This is a genomic window from Acidovorax sp. GW821-FHT10E04, assembly GCF_059415185.1.
The window spans coordinates 127,722-142,023 of record NZ_JBWKMT010000009.1; the positions used below are offsets into that span (position 1 = coordinate 127,722).

Consider the following 14,302-nt stretch of genomic DNA (forward strand, 5'->3'; position numbering starts at 1 on the left):
ACCCCTGTTGCAGCGCCCTTCCCGCCTGCTGACACATCGCGATCCATGACCAAAACACCCCGCCGCCCCTTCCGCTCCCGCGAGTGGTTTGCCGACCCCGCACGCTCGGACATGACCGCGCTCTACCTCGAACGCTTCATGAACTACGGGCTCACGCCCGAGGAGCTGCGCTCGGGCCGCCCCATCATCGGCATCGCGCAGACCGGCAGCGACCTGTCGCCCTGCAACCGCATCCATGTGGACCTGGCGCGGCGCGTGCGCGAGGGCATCCGCGACGCCGGGGGCATCCCGATGGAGTTTCCAGTGCACCCCATCTTCGAGAACTGCCGCCGCCCCACCGCCGCGCTGGACCGCAACCTGGCCTACCTGGGGCTGGTGGAGATCCTGTACGGCTACCCCATCGACGCGGTGGTGCTGACCACCGGCTGCGACAAGACGACCCCGGCCGGCATCATGGCGGCGTCCACGGTGGACATCCCGGCCATCGTGCTCTCGGGCGGCCCCATGCTGGACGGCTGGCACGATGGAGAACTGGTGGGCTCGGGCACCGTGATCTGGCGCAGCCGCCGCCAGCTGGCCGTGGGCGACATCGACGAGGAAGAATTCCTGCAGCGCGCCTGCAGCAGCGCGCCGTCGGCCGGCCACTGCAACACCATGGGCACGGCGTCCACCATGAACGCGGTGGCCGAGGCGCTGGGCCTCTCGCTGCCGGGCTGCGCCGCCATTCCGGCGCCCTACCGCGAACGCGGGCAGATGGCGTACGAGACCGGGCGGCGCATCGTGGAGATGGCCTACGAGGACCTGCGCCCCTCGCGCATCCTCACCCGCGAGAGTTTTCTCAACGCGCTGGCCGTGGTTAGCGTGGCCGGGGGCAGCAGCAACGCGCAGGTGCACATCATGGCCATGGCGCGCCACGCGGGCGTGGACCTGCGCCCCGAGGACTGGACGCAGCATGCCTACGACCTGCCCCTGCTGCTGAACATGCAGCCCGCCGGCAAATACCTGGGCGAGAGGTTCTTCCGCGCCGGGGGCGTGCCCGCGCTGATGTGGGAGCTGCAGCAGGCGGGCCGCCTGCATGCCGATGCCTTGAGCGTGACCGGCAAGGCCCTGGCCGACAACCTGCAGGGCCGCGAGACGCGCGACCGCGAGGTGATCTTCCCCTTCGACGCACCGCTGATGGAAAAAGCCGGCTTCCTGGTGCTGCACGGCAACCTCTTCGACTTCGGCATCATGAAGACATCGGTGATCTCCGAGTCCTTCCGCCAGCGCTACCTGAGCCAACCGGGCGCGGAAGGCATCTTCGAAGCACGCGCCGTGGTGTTCGAAGGCGCGGACGACTACCACGCACGCATCAACGACCCGTCGCTCGGCATCGACGAAGGCTGCATCCTGGTGATGCGCGGCGCGGGCCCCCTCGGCTGGCCCGGCTCGGCCGAGGTGGTCAACATGCAGCCGCCCGACGCGCTGATCCGCCGCGGCATCAACACGCTGCCCACGCTGGGCGACGGGCGCCAGTCGGGCACGGCCGACAGCCCGTCGATTTTGAATGTCTCCCCCGAAAGCGCGGTGGGCGGGGGCCTGTCCTGGCTGCACAGCGGCGACATGGTCCGCATCGACCTGAACGCCGGCCGGTGCGACGCGCTGGTGGCCCCCGAGGAGATCGAGCGCCGCCGCCGCGAACTGCCGGCGCCGCCCATCCCCCAGAGCCAGTCGCCCTGGGAGGCGCTGTACCGCGAGAAGACCGGCCAGCTGGTGGATGGCGCGACGCTCGACTTTGCGCTGGACTACCGGCGCATTTCCGAACACACGCCGCGCCACAACCATTGAGACGCTGCGCCTGGGCGGGTGCGGCACCGATTCAGAACCCTTTTCCAAGGAACTCCCATGAGTGAAACGACAGCGGCCACAGCGGCCGGTGGGGCGGCGCGCGCCCACATTCTTCCCGACGACGGCCTGGCCGGCACCCTGGTCGGCCGCGCCTGGGTGCACGGCGCCGTGCCCGGCCCGGCGGTGGTGGCCCTGCGCACCGACGGCGTGTTCGACCTGAGCCGGCACTACCCCACCATGAGCACGCTGCTGGACACGCCCGCGCCCGCCGAGGCAGTGCGAGCCGCCGAGGGCCAGTACCTGTGCAGCGTGGACGAACTGCTGGCCAACAGCCAAACCGGCCAGCATGGCGTGCGCGACACGTCCCGCCCCTGGCTGCTGGCCCCCTGCGACCTGCAGGTGGTCAAGGCGGCTGGAGTGACCTTCGCGGCCAGCCTGATCGAGCGCGTGATCGAAGAGCAGGCGCGCGGCGACGCGGCCCGGGCCCAGGGCCTGCGCAGCCAGGTGGTGGGGCTCATCGGCGAGAGCCTGGCCGACATCCGTCCCGGCTCCGAGCAGGCGATGGCCTTGAAGGCACTGCTGCAGGACAAGGGCCTGTGGTCGCAGTACCTTGAAGTGGGCATCGGCCCCGACGCCGAGGTCTTCACCAAGGCGCCGGTGCTCGCATCGGTGGGCACGGGCGAGGAGATCGGCATCCGCGCCGATTCGGCCTGGAACAACCCCGAGCCCGAGGTGGTGCTGGCCGTCAACAGCCGCGGCGCCATCGTGGGTGCCACGCTGGGCAACGACGTGAACCTGCGCGACATCGAGGGCCGCAGCGCGCTGCTGCTGGGCAAGGCCAAGGACAACAACGCCTCGTGCGCCATCGGCCCGTTCATCCGGCTGTTCGACGCCGGCTTCGGACTGGACCAGGTGCGCAACGAGACCGTGCACCTGCGCGTGGCGGGCGCCGACGGCTTCACGCTGCGCGGCATCAACACCATGGCCAGCATCAGCCGCGACCCGGCCGACCTGGTGGCCCAGACGCTGGCCGCGCACCAGTACCCGGACGGCTTCATGCTGTTTCTGGGCACGCTGTTCGCGCCCATCGAAGACCGCGACCAGCCCGGCGGCGGCTTCACCCACAAGCTGGGCGACGTGGTCGCCATCCAGAGCGCCTGGCTGGGCGCGCTGCACAACACCGTGGCGCACAGCGAGAGCGCGCCGCCCTGGCGCTTCGGCCTGCGGGCCTTCATCGCCAACCTGGCCGCGCGCGGGCTGCTGCAGGGCGCGGCGCTCTGAACGCCTCAAAAAAGCAGACCGGCCCCGCCATCCACGGAGACCTCAGCATGCTCAATACCTTCATCGACCGCTACGTCCGGGCCATCAACCTCCTCATCGCACTGGCGCTGGCCGCCATGGTGGTGCTGGTGTTCGGCAACGTGGTGCTGCGCTACGTCTTCAACTCCGGCATCGCCGTCAGCGAGGAGCTGTCGCGCTGGCTCTTCGTGTGGATCACCTTCCTGGGCGCAGTGGCCGCCATCAAGGAGAACGCGCACCTGGGCACCGACATGCTGGTGTCGCGCCTGTCGGTGCGGGGCAAGAGGGCCTGCATGGCGCTGGGCCACGTGCTGATGCTCTACATCACCTGGCTGTTCTTCGACGGCAGCTGGCAGCAGATGAAGATCAACTGGGATGTGGAGGCCCCGGTCACGGGCGCATCGATGGCCATCTTCTATGCCTCGGGCGTGGTGTTCTCGGTGTGCGCCGGCTTCCTGCTGACGCTGCAGCTGCTGCGCGTGCTGACCGGCAAGGCCAGCGAGGGCGAGCTGGTGATGGTCAAGGAGTCCGAAGAACAGGCGGAGCTCGAAGCCCTGCAGGCCGAGCTGGCGCGCGAAGATGCGGCCGCACAAGCCCTGGGCCTGCCCCCGAAGCAGCGCGGCGAGTGAGCAAGTAAGCACGCATGCACACACAGATGGCACATCAAAAATAACGGAGACAACACATGACCGTGCTGATTTTTCTGGGGGCCCTCATCGGCACCATGGCGCTGGGCATTCCCATCGCGTATGCACTGCTGGCCGCCGGCGTCGCGCTGATGTGGCAGCTCGATCTGTTCGACGCGCAGATCCTGGCGCAGAACTTCATCAATGGCGCCGACAGCTTTCCGCTGCTGGCCGTGCCCTTCTTCATGCTGGCCGGCGAGATCATGAACGTGGGCGGGCTGTCGCAGCGCATCGTGAACTTCGCGCTGGCGCTGGTGGGGCATGTGAAGGGAGGCCTGGGCTATGTGGTGATCCTGGCCGCCTGCCTGCTGTCGTCGCTGTCGGGCTCGGCCGTGGCCGATGCGGCGGCGCTCACGGCGCTGCTGCTGCCGATGATGGTCAAGGCCGGGCACAAGAAGGAGGTGTCGGGCGGGCTGATCGCGGCCTCGGGCGTCATCGGGCCCATCATTCCGCCGAGCATCGGTTTCGTGATCTTCGGCGTGGCGGCCAACGTGTCGATCAGCAAGCTGTTCATCGCGGGCATCGTGCCGGGCATCATGATCGGCGTGGGCCTGGCGGTGACCTGGTGGTGGGTGGGCCGCAAGGAGGTGCTGGCCATGCCGGAGAAGAAGACTGCAGCCGAAGTCTGGCGCACCGCGCGGGAGTCGGTGTGGGCGCTGACCTTGCCGGTGTTCATCCTGGTGGGCCTGCGCATGGGCGTGTTCACACCGACCGAGGCCGCGGTGGTCGCGGCGGTGTATTCGCTGTTCGTGGCCAGCGTGATCTACCGCGAGCTGCCACTGCGCGCGCTGCTGCCCATCTTCACCACCGCGGCCAAGACCACGGCAGTGGTGATGTTCCTCGTGGCGGCGGCCATGGTGTCGTCGTGGCTCATCACCGTGGCCAACCTGCCCGCGCAGATGGTGGAGCTGTTGAAGCCCTTCGTGGGCAACCAGACGCTGCTGCTGATCGCGATCATGGTGCTGGTGATGCTGGTGGGCACGGCGATGGACATGACGCCCACCATCCTGATCCTGACCCCCGTGCTGATGCCCGTGATCAAGGCCGCAGGCATCGACCCGGTGTACTTCGGCGTGCTGTTCATCATCAACAACTCCATCGGCCTGGTCACGCCGCCGGTGGGCACGATCCTGAACGTGGTGGCCGGTGTGGGGCGCATGAAGATGGACGAGGTGACGCGCGGCGTGCTGCCTTTCATGGCGGCCGAGTTCGCGGTGATGTTCATCATGGTGATCTTTCCGCAGACGGTGCTGGCGCCGCTGCGCTGGTTCACGGGCTGACGGCGCCCACCCCTGCCCCACAGCACTCCCACCCACTCTTCACGCCCCGCATTCCATGACACTCCGACTTGCAGGCAAGACCGCCTTTCTCACCGCCGCCGGCCAGGGCATCGGCCGCGCCACCGCCATTGCCTTCGCGACCCAGGGCGCGCGGGTGATCGCCACCGACATCAATGCCGCCGCGCTAGCCACCCTGCAGCGCGACACTGGCTGCGAGACCCGCGTGCTGGACGTGACCCAGGCCCAGGCCGTGCGCGACGCAGCCGCCGCCGTGGGTCCGGTGGATGTGCTGTTCAACGGCGCGGGCTTTGTGCACGCGGGCAGTGTGCTCGACTGCACGGACGACGAGTGGGACTTCGCGTTCGATCTGAACGTGCGCGCGCAGTTTCGAACCATCCGGGCGTTCCTGCCCGGCATGCTGGCGCGCGGCGCCGGGTCCATCATCAACGTCGCCTCGGTGGCGGGCAGTATCAAAGGGGCGCCCCGGCGGTTCGTCTACGGCACCACCAAGGCGGCGGTCGTGGGCCTGACCAAGTCGGTGGCCGCCGACTTCGTGGCCCAGGGCATCCGCTGCAATGCCATCTGCCCGGGCACGGTGATGTCGCCGTCGCTGCAGGAGCGGATCACCGCGCAGGCCGCGGCCACGGGCCAGAGCCTGGCCGCCGTCGAAGCAGGTTTCGTCGAGCGCCAGCCCATGGGCCGCCTGGGCCGGGCCGAGGAGATCGCCGCGCTGGCGGTGTACCTGGCGAGCGACGAGTCATCGTTCACCACGGGCACCGCCCAGGTCATCGACGGCGGCTGGTCCAACTGATTTCATCTACGCTCTGCGTTCCGCGCCACCCACCATCCAACCCTTACCAGTACCAACCATGAAGCTGCTTCGCCACGGCCCCAAGGGCCAGGAAAAACCTGCACTCCTGCACACCGACGGCACGGTGCGCGACCTGAGCGGCGTGCTGCCCGACATCAGCCCTGCCACCCTGTCACCCTCTGGCCTGGCCGCGCTGGCCGCCATCGATGCCGCCACCCTGCCCGTCGTGCCCCAGGGCCGCCTGGCGGTGCCGTGGACGGGCATGCGCAAGTTCATCGCCATCGGACTGAACTACGCGGACCACGCGGCCGAAGCCGGCATGGCCATCCCCCAGGAGCCCATCGTCTTCACCAAGACCGTGGACTGCGCCGTGGGCTGCAACCACCCCGTGGTGCTGCCGCAAGACTCGGTCAAATCCGACTGGGAGGTGGAGCTGGGCGTGGTGATCGGCACCCGCGCGCGCTATGTGAGCGAGGCGGACGCGCTGCAGCACGTGGCCGGCTACTGCACCATCAACGACATCTCCGAGCGCGAATACCAGCTCGAGCGCGGCGGCACCTGGGACAAGGGCAAGGGCTGCGACACCTTCGGCCCCATCGGCCCCTGGCTGGTGAGCGCCGACGAGGTCGGCGACCCGCAGAATCTGTCGATGTGGCTGGACGTGAACGGCGAGCGCCAGCAGACTGGCAGCACCCGCACGATGATCTTCACCGTGGCGCAGCTGGTGAGCTACCTGAGCCGCTTCATGACGCTGGAGCCCGGCGACCTGATCACCACCGGCACCCCGCCCGGCGTGGGCATGGGCAAGAAGCCCCAGGCGCAGTTCCTCAAGCCCGGCGACGTGATGTGCCTGGGCATCGAGAAGCTGGGCGAGCAGGAGCAGACCGTGTTTGCGTGGGACCCGAAGCTGATCGACGGCTGACGGCACGCGCCCCGGCGCGGAGCACGCACGGCTGCCGACAGGGGCCCACGCGCCACCGCCCCGGGGCCTTGAGACGAAAACAGCCTCCTGCGCCCGCCACCCAAGCCCTGGCAGCTATGAATTGAGGAGCATCGACACCGCCTGCACCAGGGCACCGGCTCAAAATGCCAGTCCATAGCGCACCTGGACAAAATCTTCTCCGGGATTGGGCTTGCGGATGCCGCCGTTGGAGACATGGCGCACCATCAGCATCAGCTCATGCTGGCGGCGCGCGCCAAAGTTGAAGCCGATCCCCTGGTGGTCGGTGAAATTGAAGCGTGTGCTGAAGGCCTTGTGCCGCATCGCGTAGTGCCCGTCCAGCACCGAAACGCCGATGCCGCCTTCCATGAACCACGCCGAACGCCCGCCATCGAAGCGCAGCCGCAGCGTGGGCACCAGGGCCAGCTGCGTCCAGTGCCTGCGATCGGACGCCGCCGAGCCCGCAGGGACGCGCCAGTGGGCGATGTGGGCGTCCCAGTGCCCCGTCAATTCGCCGTCCAGGAAGGAACGGCGCCATTCCCATGGCAGCTGCACCCCCACCGACACCAGGCCCACATCGCTCGCGGCGCGTGCGCCGTCGATGAACATGCGCCGGGGTTCGGGGGCGGTCTGCAGCGCCGCATCCTGGGCACCTGCCGCCGTGGCGAGTGCCCCCAACACTCCCAGCAGTGCCAGGCTACGCGGCCAGGGAACGGGAGAGGGAGGACGTTGCGCCCTGCGGCATGCTGCGGGGGCGGGGGCGGGTGGCAAGGCGGTAGAGATCGAATGCACGAAGGTACTCCGACAGGCAGCAGTGGGGCGGGATAACACGCCCTGCTCTGGCGCCGCACCCGGGTGGACGGCAAGGGCAGCAGCGTGGCCGGCCGGCCTGCCTGCGCTTGCAGGCGTCGCCGGCACCACCAATCTACACATCAATCCCGCCGCCTGCAGGTGCTGCGGCCCCATGCGCCTGTAGGCGAACCGGCTGAGATGCCGTCGGCCGGGATGCAGCCCCCGCCCGCACCCCCGGTGGCCCGCCGCCGCGCCGGCCGGGATGCCCAGGCTCAGTGCGCCACCGTGAACCGCTGCTGCAGGTGCCGCGGCGTTTCCAGCTCATCGGCAATGGCCACGGCCAGATCGGCCACGCTGATGCCGCCGGGCTGGTCGCCGTTCATCAGCGGGGCTTCGGTGCCCAGGCGGTACTGGCCCGTGCGTTCGCCGGGAGCCAGCAGGATGGGAGGCGAGAGGAAGGTCCAGTCCAGGGTGCTTTCGGTGCGGATCCAGTGGAGTGCCTCGCGCGCGGCCAGGGCCCCCTGCTTCCATTCCGCCGGGAACTGGGGCGTGTCCACCAGTTGCACGCCGGGCGCCACGAACAGGCTGCCGGCGCCGCCCACCACGAGCAGGCGCCGCACACCCGCCTGCTTGGTGCCGTCGATGATGGCGCGGGTGCCCTTGAGGAATTGGTCGTGGATGTCCGGCACGGTCCAGCCGGGGTTGTAGGCGCTCACCACCGCATCGTGGCCGGCGGCGGCCTTGGCGACCTGGGCGGCATCCTGCGCGTCGGCGGCGACGACGGTCAGGCCTTCACGCGCGGGCAGCTTGCCGGGGTTGCGGGCCAGCACGGTCACGCGGTGGCCGCGCTGCAGCAGTTCATCGAGCACGGCCGAGCCGACGAAGCCGGTGGCACCAATCAGGGCGATGTTCATGGGGAGTTCCTCGGTTCAAAGTTGCGATAGGGTGAGAATATGGGCTTGTCAAAGACCGCACTAGAGGGCTAAAAATGCCTTCACTTTGAAGACCAGCTTCACGATCAAGCAAATTCACCGATGGAAGACCTCAAACGCATGGCCGTGTTCGCCGCCGTGGTGCAGCACGGCTCGATGAGCGGCGCGGCCCGCGCCCTGGGCATGAGCACCTCGGCCGTGAGCCAGCAGGTGCGCAGGCTGGAGAGCGACGGCGGCGTGACGCTGCTGCATCGCTCCACCCGCAAGCTGGCCCTCACCGAGGCGGGCCAGCGCTACCACGCGCGCTGCGCCGCCATGTGGGCCGCGGCCGAGCAGGCACGTGCCGAGCTGGCGGCGTCGCGCGATGCGCCCAGCGGCGAGCTGCGCCTTTCGGCCACCGTGGGCTTTGCACGGCACATCGCGCCCGCGCTAGGTGAGCTGCTGGCCGCCCACCCTGCCTTGCGCTTGAGGCTGCTGGTGGACGATTCGCCCATCGACCTGATCAACGCCCGCATCGACCTGGCGGTGCGCTACGGGCGGCTGGCCGACTCCAGCTGGGCTGCCCGGCGCCTGGGCGGGATGCGGTGGTACCTGTGCGCCTCGCCCGGGTGGGTGGCCAACCATGGCGTGCCGCAGGACCCCGACGCCCTGCTGTCGCACAGCTGGCTGGGCTTTGCGCGCGAGAGCGGCGGCCTGCTGATCGATCTGCGCAGCCCCACGGGCGAACCGCGCGCGCTGCGGGTGGAGCCGCGCATCGCCAGCAACAACCAGTTGTCGATCCAGCAGATGTGCGAGGCCGGCCTGGGCCTTGCGCTCGTGGGCAGCATGGACGCACACGAGGCCTTGCAGACCGGGCAGCTGGTGCGGCTGCTGCCCGACTGGTCCTTCGGCACGCTCGACATCTGGGCCGTCACGCCCCAGCGCGACGCACAGCCCGCCAAGGTGCGCCAGGCCATCGCGGCGCTGCACGGCTATCTGAGCCAGGTGCCGGGCGTCACGGATTGAGGGGCGGCCCTCGGGGCCGCCTTTGGACCCGTTCCCTGTCCTGTGGCGTGGGAGAAGGGAAAAGAAAAAGAAGACGCGGCGGCCTGGCCGCGCTGGTTTCACCGGCCCTGGACCGCGCGCAGCACGATGGCGGATGGCAGTGGCGTGAACGCAGCGCCCGGCATCCTTCCATCCATCATTTTTTTATCGCATCGCTCCACAAATTCCATCGTTGTGCGTGCCGCGCGGGCTGCCTACAGTCGCCTTCCGGTACCTGCTTCCACGACCTTTCTTCAACCCGACCGGAGAACGCACATGACGACCAACCCCACCACCCACTTCCCCATCGACCGCGTACTGGCCGCGTTTGAAAAGGGCGACGTGCCCACATTGCTGGACAGCATCGCCGACGACGTGGATTTCCGCATCGACCACTACCGCGACGAGGCGGACACCAGCTGGCAGGTCGCCCGCCACAAGGCCGACGTGCTGGCCGTGGTGCAGCGCCTGGGCACCGAGGTCTTTCCGCAGGGCACGAAGATCGTGCACACCCACAGCCAGCCCCTGGGCGACGACTGGGTGATCACGAAATTCCACCAGCGCTTCTTTTATGCGGTACAACAGCGCGAAGTGGAATCGCTGACCTGGATCGTGAGCCACTCGCGCAACGGCCAGCTCGACTACTTCCGCGAAACCGTCACCACCATCACCCCGACCTGACCGCGGCCCTCCGTGGCCCCCGCACCATGCTGTTTGACCTGCGCGCCCTGGGCTACTTCGTGGCGGCCTACGAAGAACGCTCCGTGACCACGGCCGCGCGCCGCTGCTTCGTGGCGCAGCCCTCGATCAGCATGGCCATCAAGGGGCTGGAGGATGCGCTCGACACCGTGCTCTTCGAGCGCAGCCGCCAGGGCCTGGCGCCCACGCCCGCCGCCCACCGCCTGTACCCGCGCGCCTGCAGCCTGCTGGCGCAGTCGAGCGCCATGGTGCGCGACTTCCGCGATGCGCCGCGCGAAACGCTGGGCGTGTTCCTGCAGGACGATCTGATGGTGGGCCCGGCCGCGCCGCTGTTCGCGCAGATTGGCGAGCTCATGCCCAACGCCCTGGTGCGGCTCACGGCCAGCGCGCAGGAGGCGCGCCTGCGCCTGGTGGCCGAGCATTGCAAGCCGTCTGGCGACACCTTCATGTCCTTGTGGCGCGAGCCCTATGTGATGCTCCTGCCCGAACAGCACCCGCTGCGTTTCAAGAAGAAATTCGGCCTGGCCGACCTGCAGGGCGTTCCGCTCATCGAATGGCCGTACTGCCCCTTGCACCAGTCGTTCATCCGCCTGCTGGCCGAGCGCGGGATCGCGCTGGAGGTGCAGGCCAGCGCCGCACGCGAAGAGCTGTTGCTGCACATGGTGGACAGCGGCCTGGGCGTGGCCGTCGTGCCGCAGTCCTACGCGGCCCACGCACGCCATTCGGTCGTGCGGCCCCTGGACGGTCCGCTGGCTTTCTCGCGCCATCTGGGCCTGGCCTGCGACGCATCGGACGCGCCCCTGCTCGCGCTGCTGGGCCGCCTCGCCTCCAGCCTCAAGACGCCATCGGACCTCTCCCGCAGCAGCGCGGCCTGAGGTGGGGCCCGCCGCTGGCACGGCAGGCAAGGTGCGGTACAAAGGGGGTTGTCCCCAGCCCACACCTGCCACCATGGTCCTTGAAATCGCCCACCTCACCGTCCGCGCCGGCCAGAATGCCGCGTTCGAGCAAGCCTTTGCCCAGGCGCAGCGGATCATCGCCTCCATGCCCGGCTACCTGTCGCACGAACTGGTCCATTGCGTGGAACGCCCGCAGGACTACGCATTGCTGGTGCGCTGGGCCACGCTCGAGGACCACGAAATCGGCTTTCGCCAGCAGTCGGAGCCCTACCAGGAATGGAAACGGCTGCTGCACCATTTCTACGACCCGTTCCCCACGGTGGTGCATTTCACCCCGGTGGCGCTGCCGCCCTCGGCATGACCCGCGCCGCCAGCGTGTGACGGCGCCGCGACGCCTGGATGCTGCAGCGCACTATTCGGGTATTGCCTGAACATTTAGCGCACTGCACATGCCGTTCTGATCCTAGAATTTGTAAACGCGCGTTTCTTCTTCTTTTCTGCGCGAAGGACCCATCATGAAAGCAGTGCAGCAGGACATCGACGAGCGGACCAACCTCACCAGCACCAACAAGTTCGAACTGCTGCTGTTTCGTCTGGGCACCGACAGTGCCCTGGGCAAATCCGAACTGTTCGGCATCAACGTGTTCAAGATCCGCGAGATCGTGGCCATGCCCAGCATCACGCCGATCGCGGGCACCACGCCGCATTCGCTGGGGGTCGTGAACCTGCGCGGCCAGGTGATTCCGGTGCTGGACCTGCCTTCCATCGTGGGCTGCAAGCCCCAGACGGGACTGAACATCATGCTGGTGACCGAATACGCGCGCACCACGCAGGCTTTTGCGGTGGAGTCGGTGGAAGACATCGTGCGGCTGGACTGGAAGCAGGTGCTTTCCGCCGAAACCAGCGGCGCCGCCGGCAAGCTGGTGACCAGCATTGCCCGCCTGGATGGCAACACCGACGAATCCCGCCTGGCCCAGGTGCTGGACGTGGAAGCCATCCTCCAGATGGTGTCGCCTTCGGACGGCCACGAGGTCACCGAAGAGAAGGTCGGCGCCAAGCTCAAGCTCAAGCCCGGCACCATCATCCTGGCGGCCGACGATTCGTTCGTGGCGCGCTCGCTCATCGAGCAGGAACTCAAGGTGCTGCATGCGCCCTATGAAATGGTGAAATCCGGCAAGGAAGCCTGGGACCGGCTCAACGCCATCGCCAGGAGCGCCGAAGCCGAGGGCAAGAGCGTGCTGGACCGCGTGGCCATGGTGCTGACCGACCTCGAAATGCCGGAAATGGACGGTTTCACCCTCACGCGCAACATCAAGCAGGATGCGCGCTTCCACGGGCTGCCGGTGGTCATCCACTCCTCGCTGTCCGGCTCGGCCAACGAAGACCACGTGCGCAGCGTCGGCGCCGACGGCTATGTCGCCAAGTTCGTGGCGGAAGATCTGGCGGAAACCATCCGCCGGGTGCTGCCCAAATAAACGGGAAGCAGGCCAGCTTCCCGCGCGCCCTTCGCCACGGCGTACACGCCGCGCATCAAAAGGGCGGCTCGCGCATTGCCAGCCACGCGCTTTCGCTATCAATTTTGATTTCAGAAGCCGGTGCACCAAGGCACCAGCCCGGCACGGCATGGGATTTCGTCCTACCCGTTGCATCGGCATGCAGGTCAACCAAATGGGCCCCCCGGGCGCTACAGTGGGAGGCATTGAAAACGCCACTCCGAAACTTGTAACACCCCGCCGGGGTGCTTTTCGGGGGCTTTACGTACAGCGCGGAACGCCCACGCCCTGTAGGGGGTCTGAACAGCATGACATACACACTCGCCCGCATCATTTCTGCCACGGTCCTGGGCGCCGTGGTGACGGGTTGCGCCACCGTGCCGGGCGACCCCTATTACGAACCGACGCCGTACAGGGTCTACGAGCAGCCGGGGTACATCTACAACACCCCGTCGGTGTACTCCAGCCCGCCCCCCGTCTACCCTGCGTATTCGGCCCCGCCCTCCGTCATCTACTACGGCGGACGTGATCGCGACGACCGCTGGGAACGCGACCGCAACCGCAACGACTGGCGCGAGCGAGAGCGTGACAGAGAACGGACAGAGCGCGACCGCGTAGCCCGGGAGCGTGAACGCGACCGCCGCGACCAGCAGGCGCGCGAGGCCGATCGCCGCAACCGGGACCGGGAGCAGGCCTTGCGAGACCAGGCGGAACGCGACCGCCGCGCCGCGGAAGACCGCCGCAACCGTGAAGCCCGCCCTGGCCGCATGGCGCCAGACAGCTACACGCCGCACCCGCTCGACTGGCGTTCACGCCAGCAGTCGAACAGCCCCGAAAAACCCTGAACGCGGCGCCGTCCCGCGCCGTCGTTCCCCCTGCCTGGCAGCCGACCGTGACGATCCGCCCCTGCCTCTTCATTCTCTGCCTGGGTGCCGCCGTGCTTGCCACGGGCGCCAGCGCCCAGGTGGTTCGCTGCACCGATGCCCGCACGGGACAGGTGACCTATACCGACGGCGCATGCACCGGTGGCGCCACCGCGCGCGAGGTCGAAGCGCGGAAAACCCCCGAGGAGATCCAGCAGGAACGGGAGCTGGCAGCGCAAGCACTGGAGCGCAAGCAACAGCGGCTGCAGGCGGAGGCCACCGCGGCGGAAACCGATGCCCGCCGCAACGCCGAACGCGACCGTGCCCGCGCCGCACAGGCCGCGGCGGCCACGCCCCAGCCCCAGGACTACGCCCGATCCCCCGAATGCGCGCGCTCGCGGCGCAACCTGGATATGGTGGCTGCGGGCCTGGCCCGCTCGACCTATGAACAGGAGTTGCGCCTGGAGGCCGCGCAGCGGCAAGTGGACCTGGATTGCCTGGGTCCACAAGGGTATGCGGAAGTCGAAAAAGCGCGTGCCCACCAGCCCCGGGTGGTGGTCGTGCCGCCATCGCGGCATCGCCCCCTTTTTCCTGACCCCTTCCCGCAGACAGGCACACCGCAACCTCCACCTCGCCTGACGCAATGCGGTGACTTTCGCTGCACCGACAACCAGGGCAATACCTATCCCCGCGCCGGTCCCGGGCGGTTCCCCGGTCCCGGCGGTGTGTGCCGCTCCAATGGAGGCCAGGCGCCCTGCTGA

General features: G+C 68.4%; 15 protein-coding genes. 13 read left to right on the forward strand and 2 right to left on the reverse strand.

Features of this window, described 5'->3' with window-relative positions:
- Positions 1-45 precede the first annotated feature (45 nt).
- From AC07OC_RS24745 to AC07OC_RS24770, 6 genes are read left to right on the forward strand one after another with little or no spacing between them, the layout of a single operon-like run.
- On the forward strand, positions 46-1,827 hold the full coding sequence (locus AC07OC_RS24745) for an IlvD/Edd family dehydratase (RefSeq protein ID WP_218341699.1): 1,782 nt from the start codon (positions 46-48) through the stop codon (positions 1,825-1,827).
- 57 nt (positions 1,828-1,884) lie between these two features.
- Positions 1,885-3,108, forward strand: coding sequence for a fumarylacetoacetate hydrolase family protein (locus AC07OC_RS24750; RefSeq protein WP_218341700.1), 1,224 nt, complete (start codon positions 1,885-1,887; stop codon positions 3,106-3,108).
- A gap of 47 nt (positions 3,109-3,155) precedes the next feature.
- Entirely contained in the window at positions 3,156-3,755 is a 600-nt protein-coding gene (locus AC07OC_RS24755) for a TRAP transporter small permease (RefSeq protein ID WP_218341701.1), read from the forward strand.
- A gap of 56 nt (positions 3,756-3,811) precedes the next feature.
- Positions 3,812-5,092: a TRAP transporter large permease gene (locus tag AC07OC_RS24760; protein ID WP_494602474.1), complete on the forward strand. Its 1,281-nt coding sequence runs from the start codon at positions 3,812-3,814 to the stop codon at positions 5,090-5,092.
- 55 nt (positions 5,093-5,147) lie between these two features.
- Complete coding sequence (locus tag AC07OC_RS24765) at positions 5,148-5,903, forward strand: SDR family oxidoreductase (RefSeq protein WP_218341702.1); 756 nt, start codon at positions 5,148-5,150, stop codon at positions 5,901-5,903.
- A gap of 58 nt (positions 5,904-5,961) precedes the next feature.
- Complete coding sequence (locus AC07OC_RS24770; protein ID WP_218341703.1) at positions 5,962-6,825, forward strand: fumarylacetoacetate hydrolase family protein; 864 nt, start codon at positions 5,962-5,964, stop codon at positions 6,823-6,825.
- A gap of 159 nt (positions 6,826-6,984) precedes the next feature.
- Here AC07OC_RS24770 and AC07OC_RS24775 read toward each other — a convergent pair whose 3' ends face one another.
- Together AC07OC_RS24775 and AC07OC_RS24780 are read right to left on the reverse strand one after the other, a co-directional pair.
- Positions 6,985-7,524 (reverse strand): acyloxyacyl hydrolase, encoded by a 540-nt coding sequence (locus AC07OC_RS24775; RefSeq protein WP_218341704.1) that lies wholly within the window; start codon positions 7,522-7,524, stop codon positions 6,985-6,987.
- Positions 7,525-7,907: 383 nt separating this feature from the next.
- Positions 7,908-8,549 carry an NAD(P)-dependent oxidoreductase gene (locus tag AC07OC_RS24780; RefSeq protein ID WP_218341705.1) on the reverse strand — a complete coding sequence of 214 codons (642 nt, stop codon included), beginning with the start codon at positions 8,547-8,549 and terminating at the stop codon, positions 7,908-7,910.
- A gap of 120 nt (positions 8,550-8,669) precedes the next feature.
- Here AC07OC_RS24780 and AC07OC_RS24785 point away from each other — a divergent pair, with 120 nt between their 5' ends.
- From AC07OC_RS24785 to AC07OC_RS24815, 7 genes are all read left to right on the forward strand, one after another.
- Positions 8,670-9,572, forward strand: a complete 903-nt coding sequence (locus AC07OC_RS24785; RefSeq protein WP_218293705.1) for a LysR family transcriptional regulator — start codon at positions 8,670-8,672, stop codon at positions 9,570-9,572.
- Positions 9,573-9,866: 294 nt separating this feature from the next.
- On the forward strand, positions 9,867-10,271 hold the full coding sequence (locus AC07OC_RS24790; protein WP_218341706.1) for a nuclear transport factor 2-like protein: 405 nt from the start codon (positions 9,867-9,869) through the stop codon (positions 10,269-10,271).
- A 26-nt stretch (positions 10,272-10,297) separates the two neighbouring features.
- Positions 10,298-11,164: a LysR family transcriptional regulator gene (locus AC07OC_RS24795; protein WP_218341707.1), complete on the forward strand. Its 867-nt coding sequence runs from the start codon at positions 10,298-10,300 to the stop codon at positions 11,162-11,164.
- Positions 11,165-11,237: 73 nt separating this feature from the next.
- The gene (locus AC07OC_RS24800; RefSeq protein WP_218341708.1) at positions 11,238-11,546 is read left to right on the forward strand and encodes an antibiotic biosynthesis monooxygenase family protein; all 309 of its coding nucleotides are present in this window, start codon (positions 11,238-11,240) and stop codon (positions 11,544-11,546) included.
- A 154-nt stretch (positions 11,547-11,700) separates the two neighbouring features.
- On the forward strand, positions 11,701-12,660 hold the full coding sequence (locus AC07OC_RS24805; RefSeq protein WP_218293700.1) for a chemotaxis protein: 960 nt from the start codon (positions 11,701-11,703) through the stop codon (positions 12,658-12,660).
- Between the two features lie 326 nt (positions 12,661-12,986).
- Positions 12,987-13,523, forward strand: coding sequence for a hypothetical protein (locus tag AC07OC_RS24810; protein ID WP_255591838.1), 537 nt, complete (start codon positions 12,987-12,989; stop codon positions 13,521-13,523).
- A gap of 53 nt (positions 13,524-13,576) precedes the next feature.
- Complete coding sequence (locus tag AC07OC_RS24815) at positions 13,577-14,302, forward strand: DUF4124 domain-containing protein (RefSeq protein WP_218294423.1); 726 nt, start codon at positions 13,577-13,579, stop codon at positions 14,300-14,302.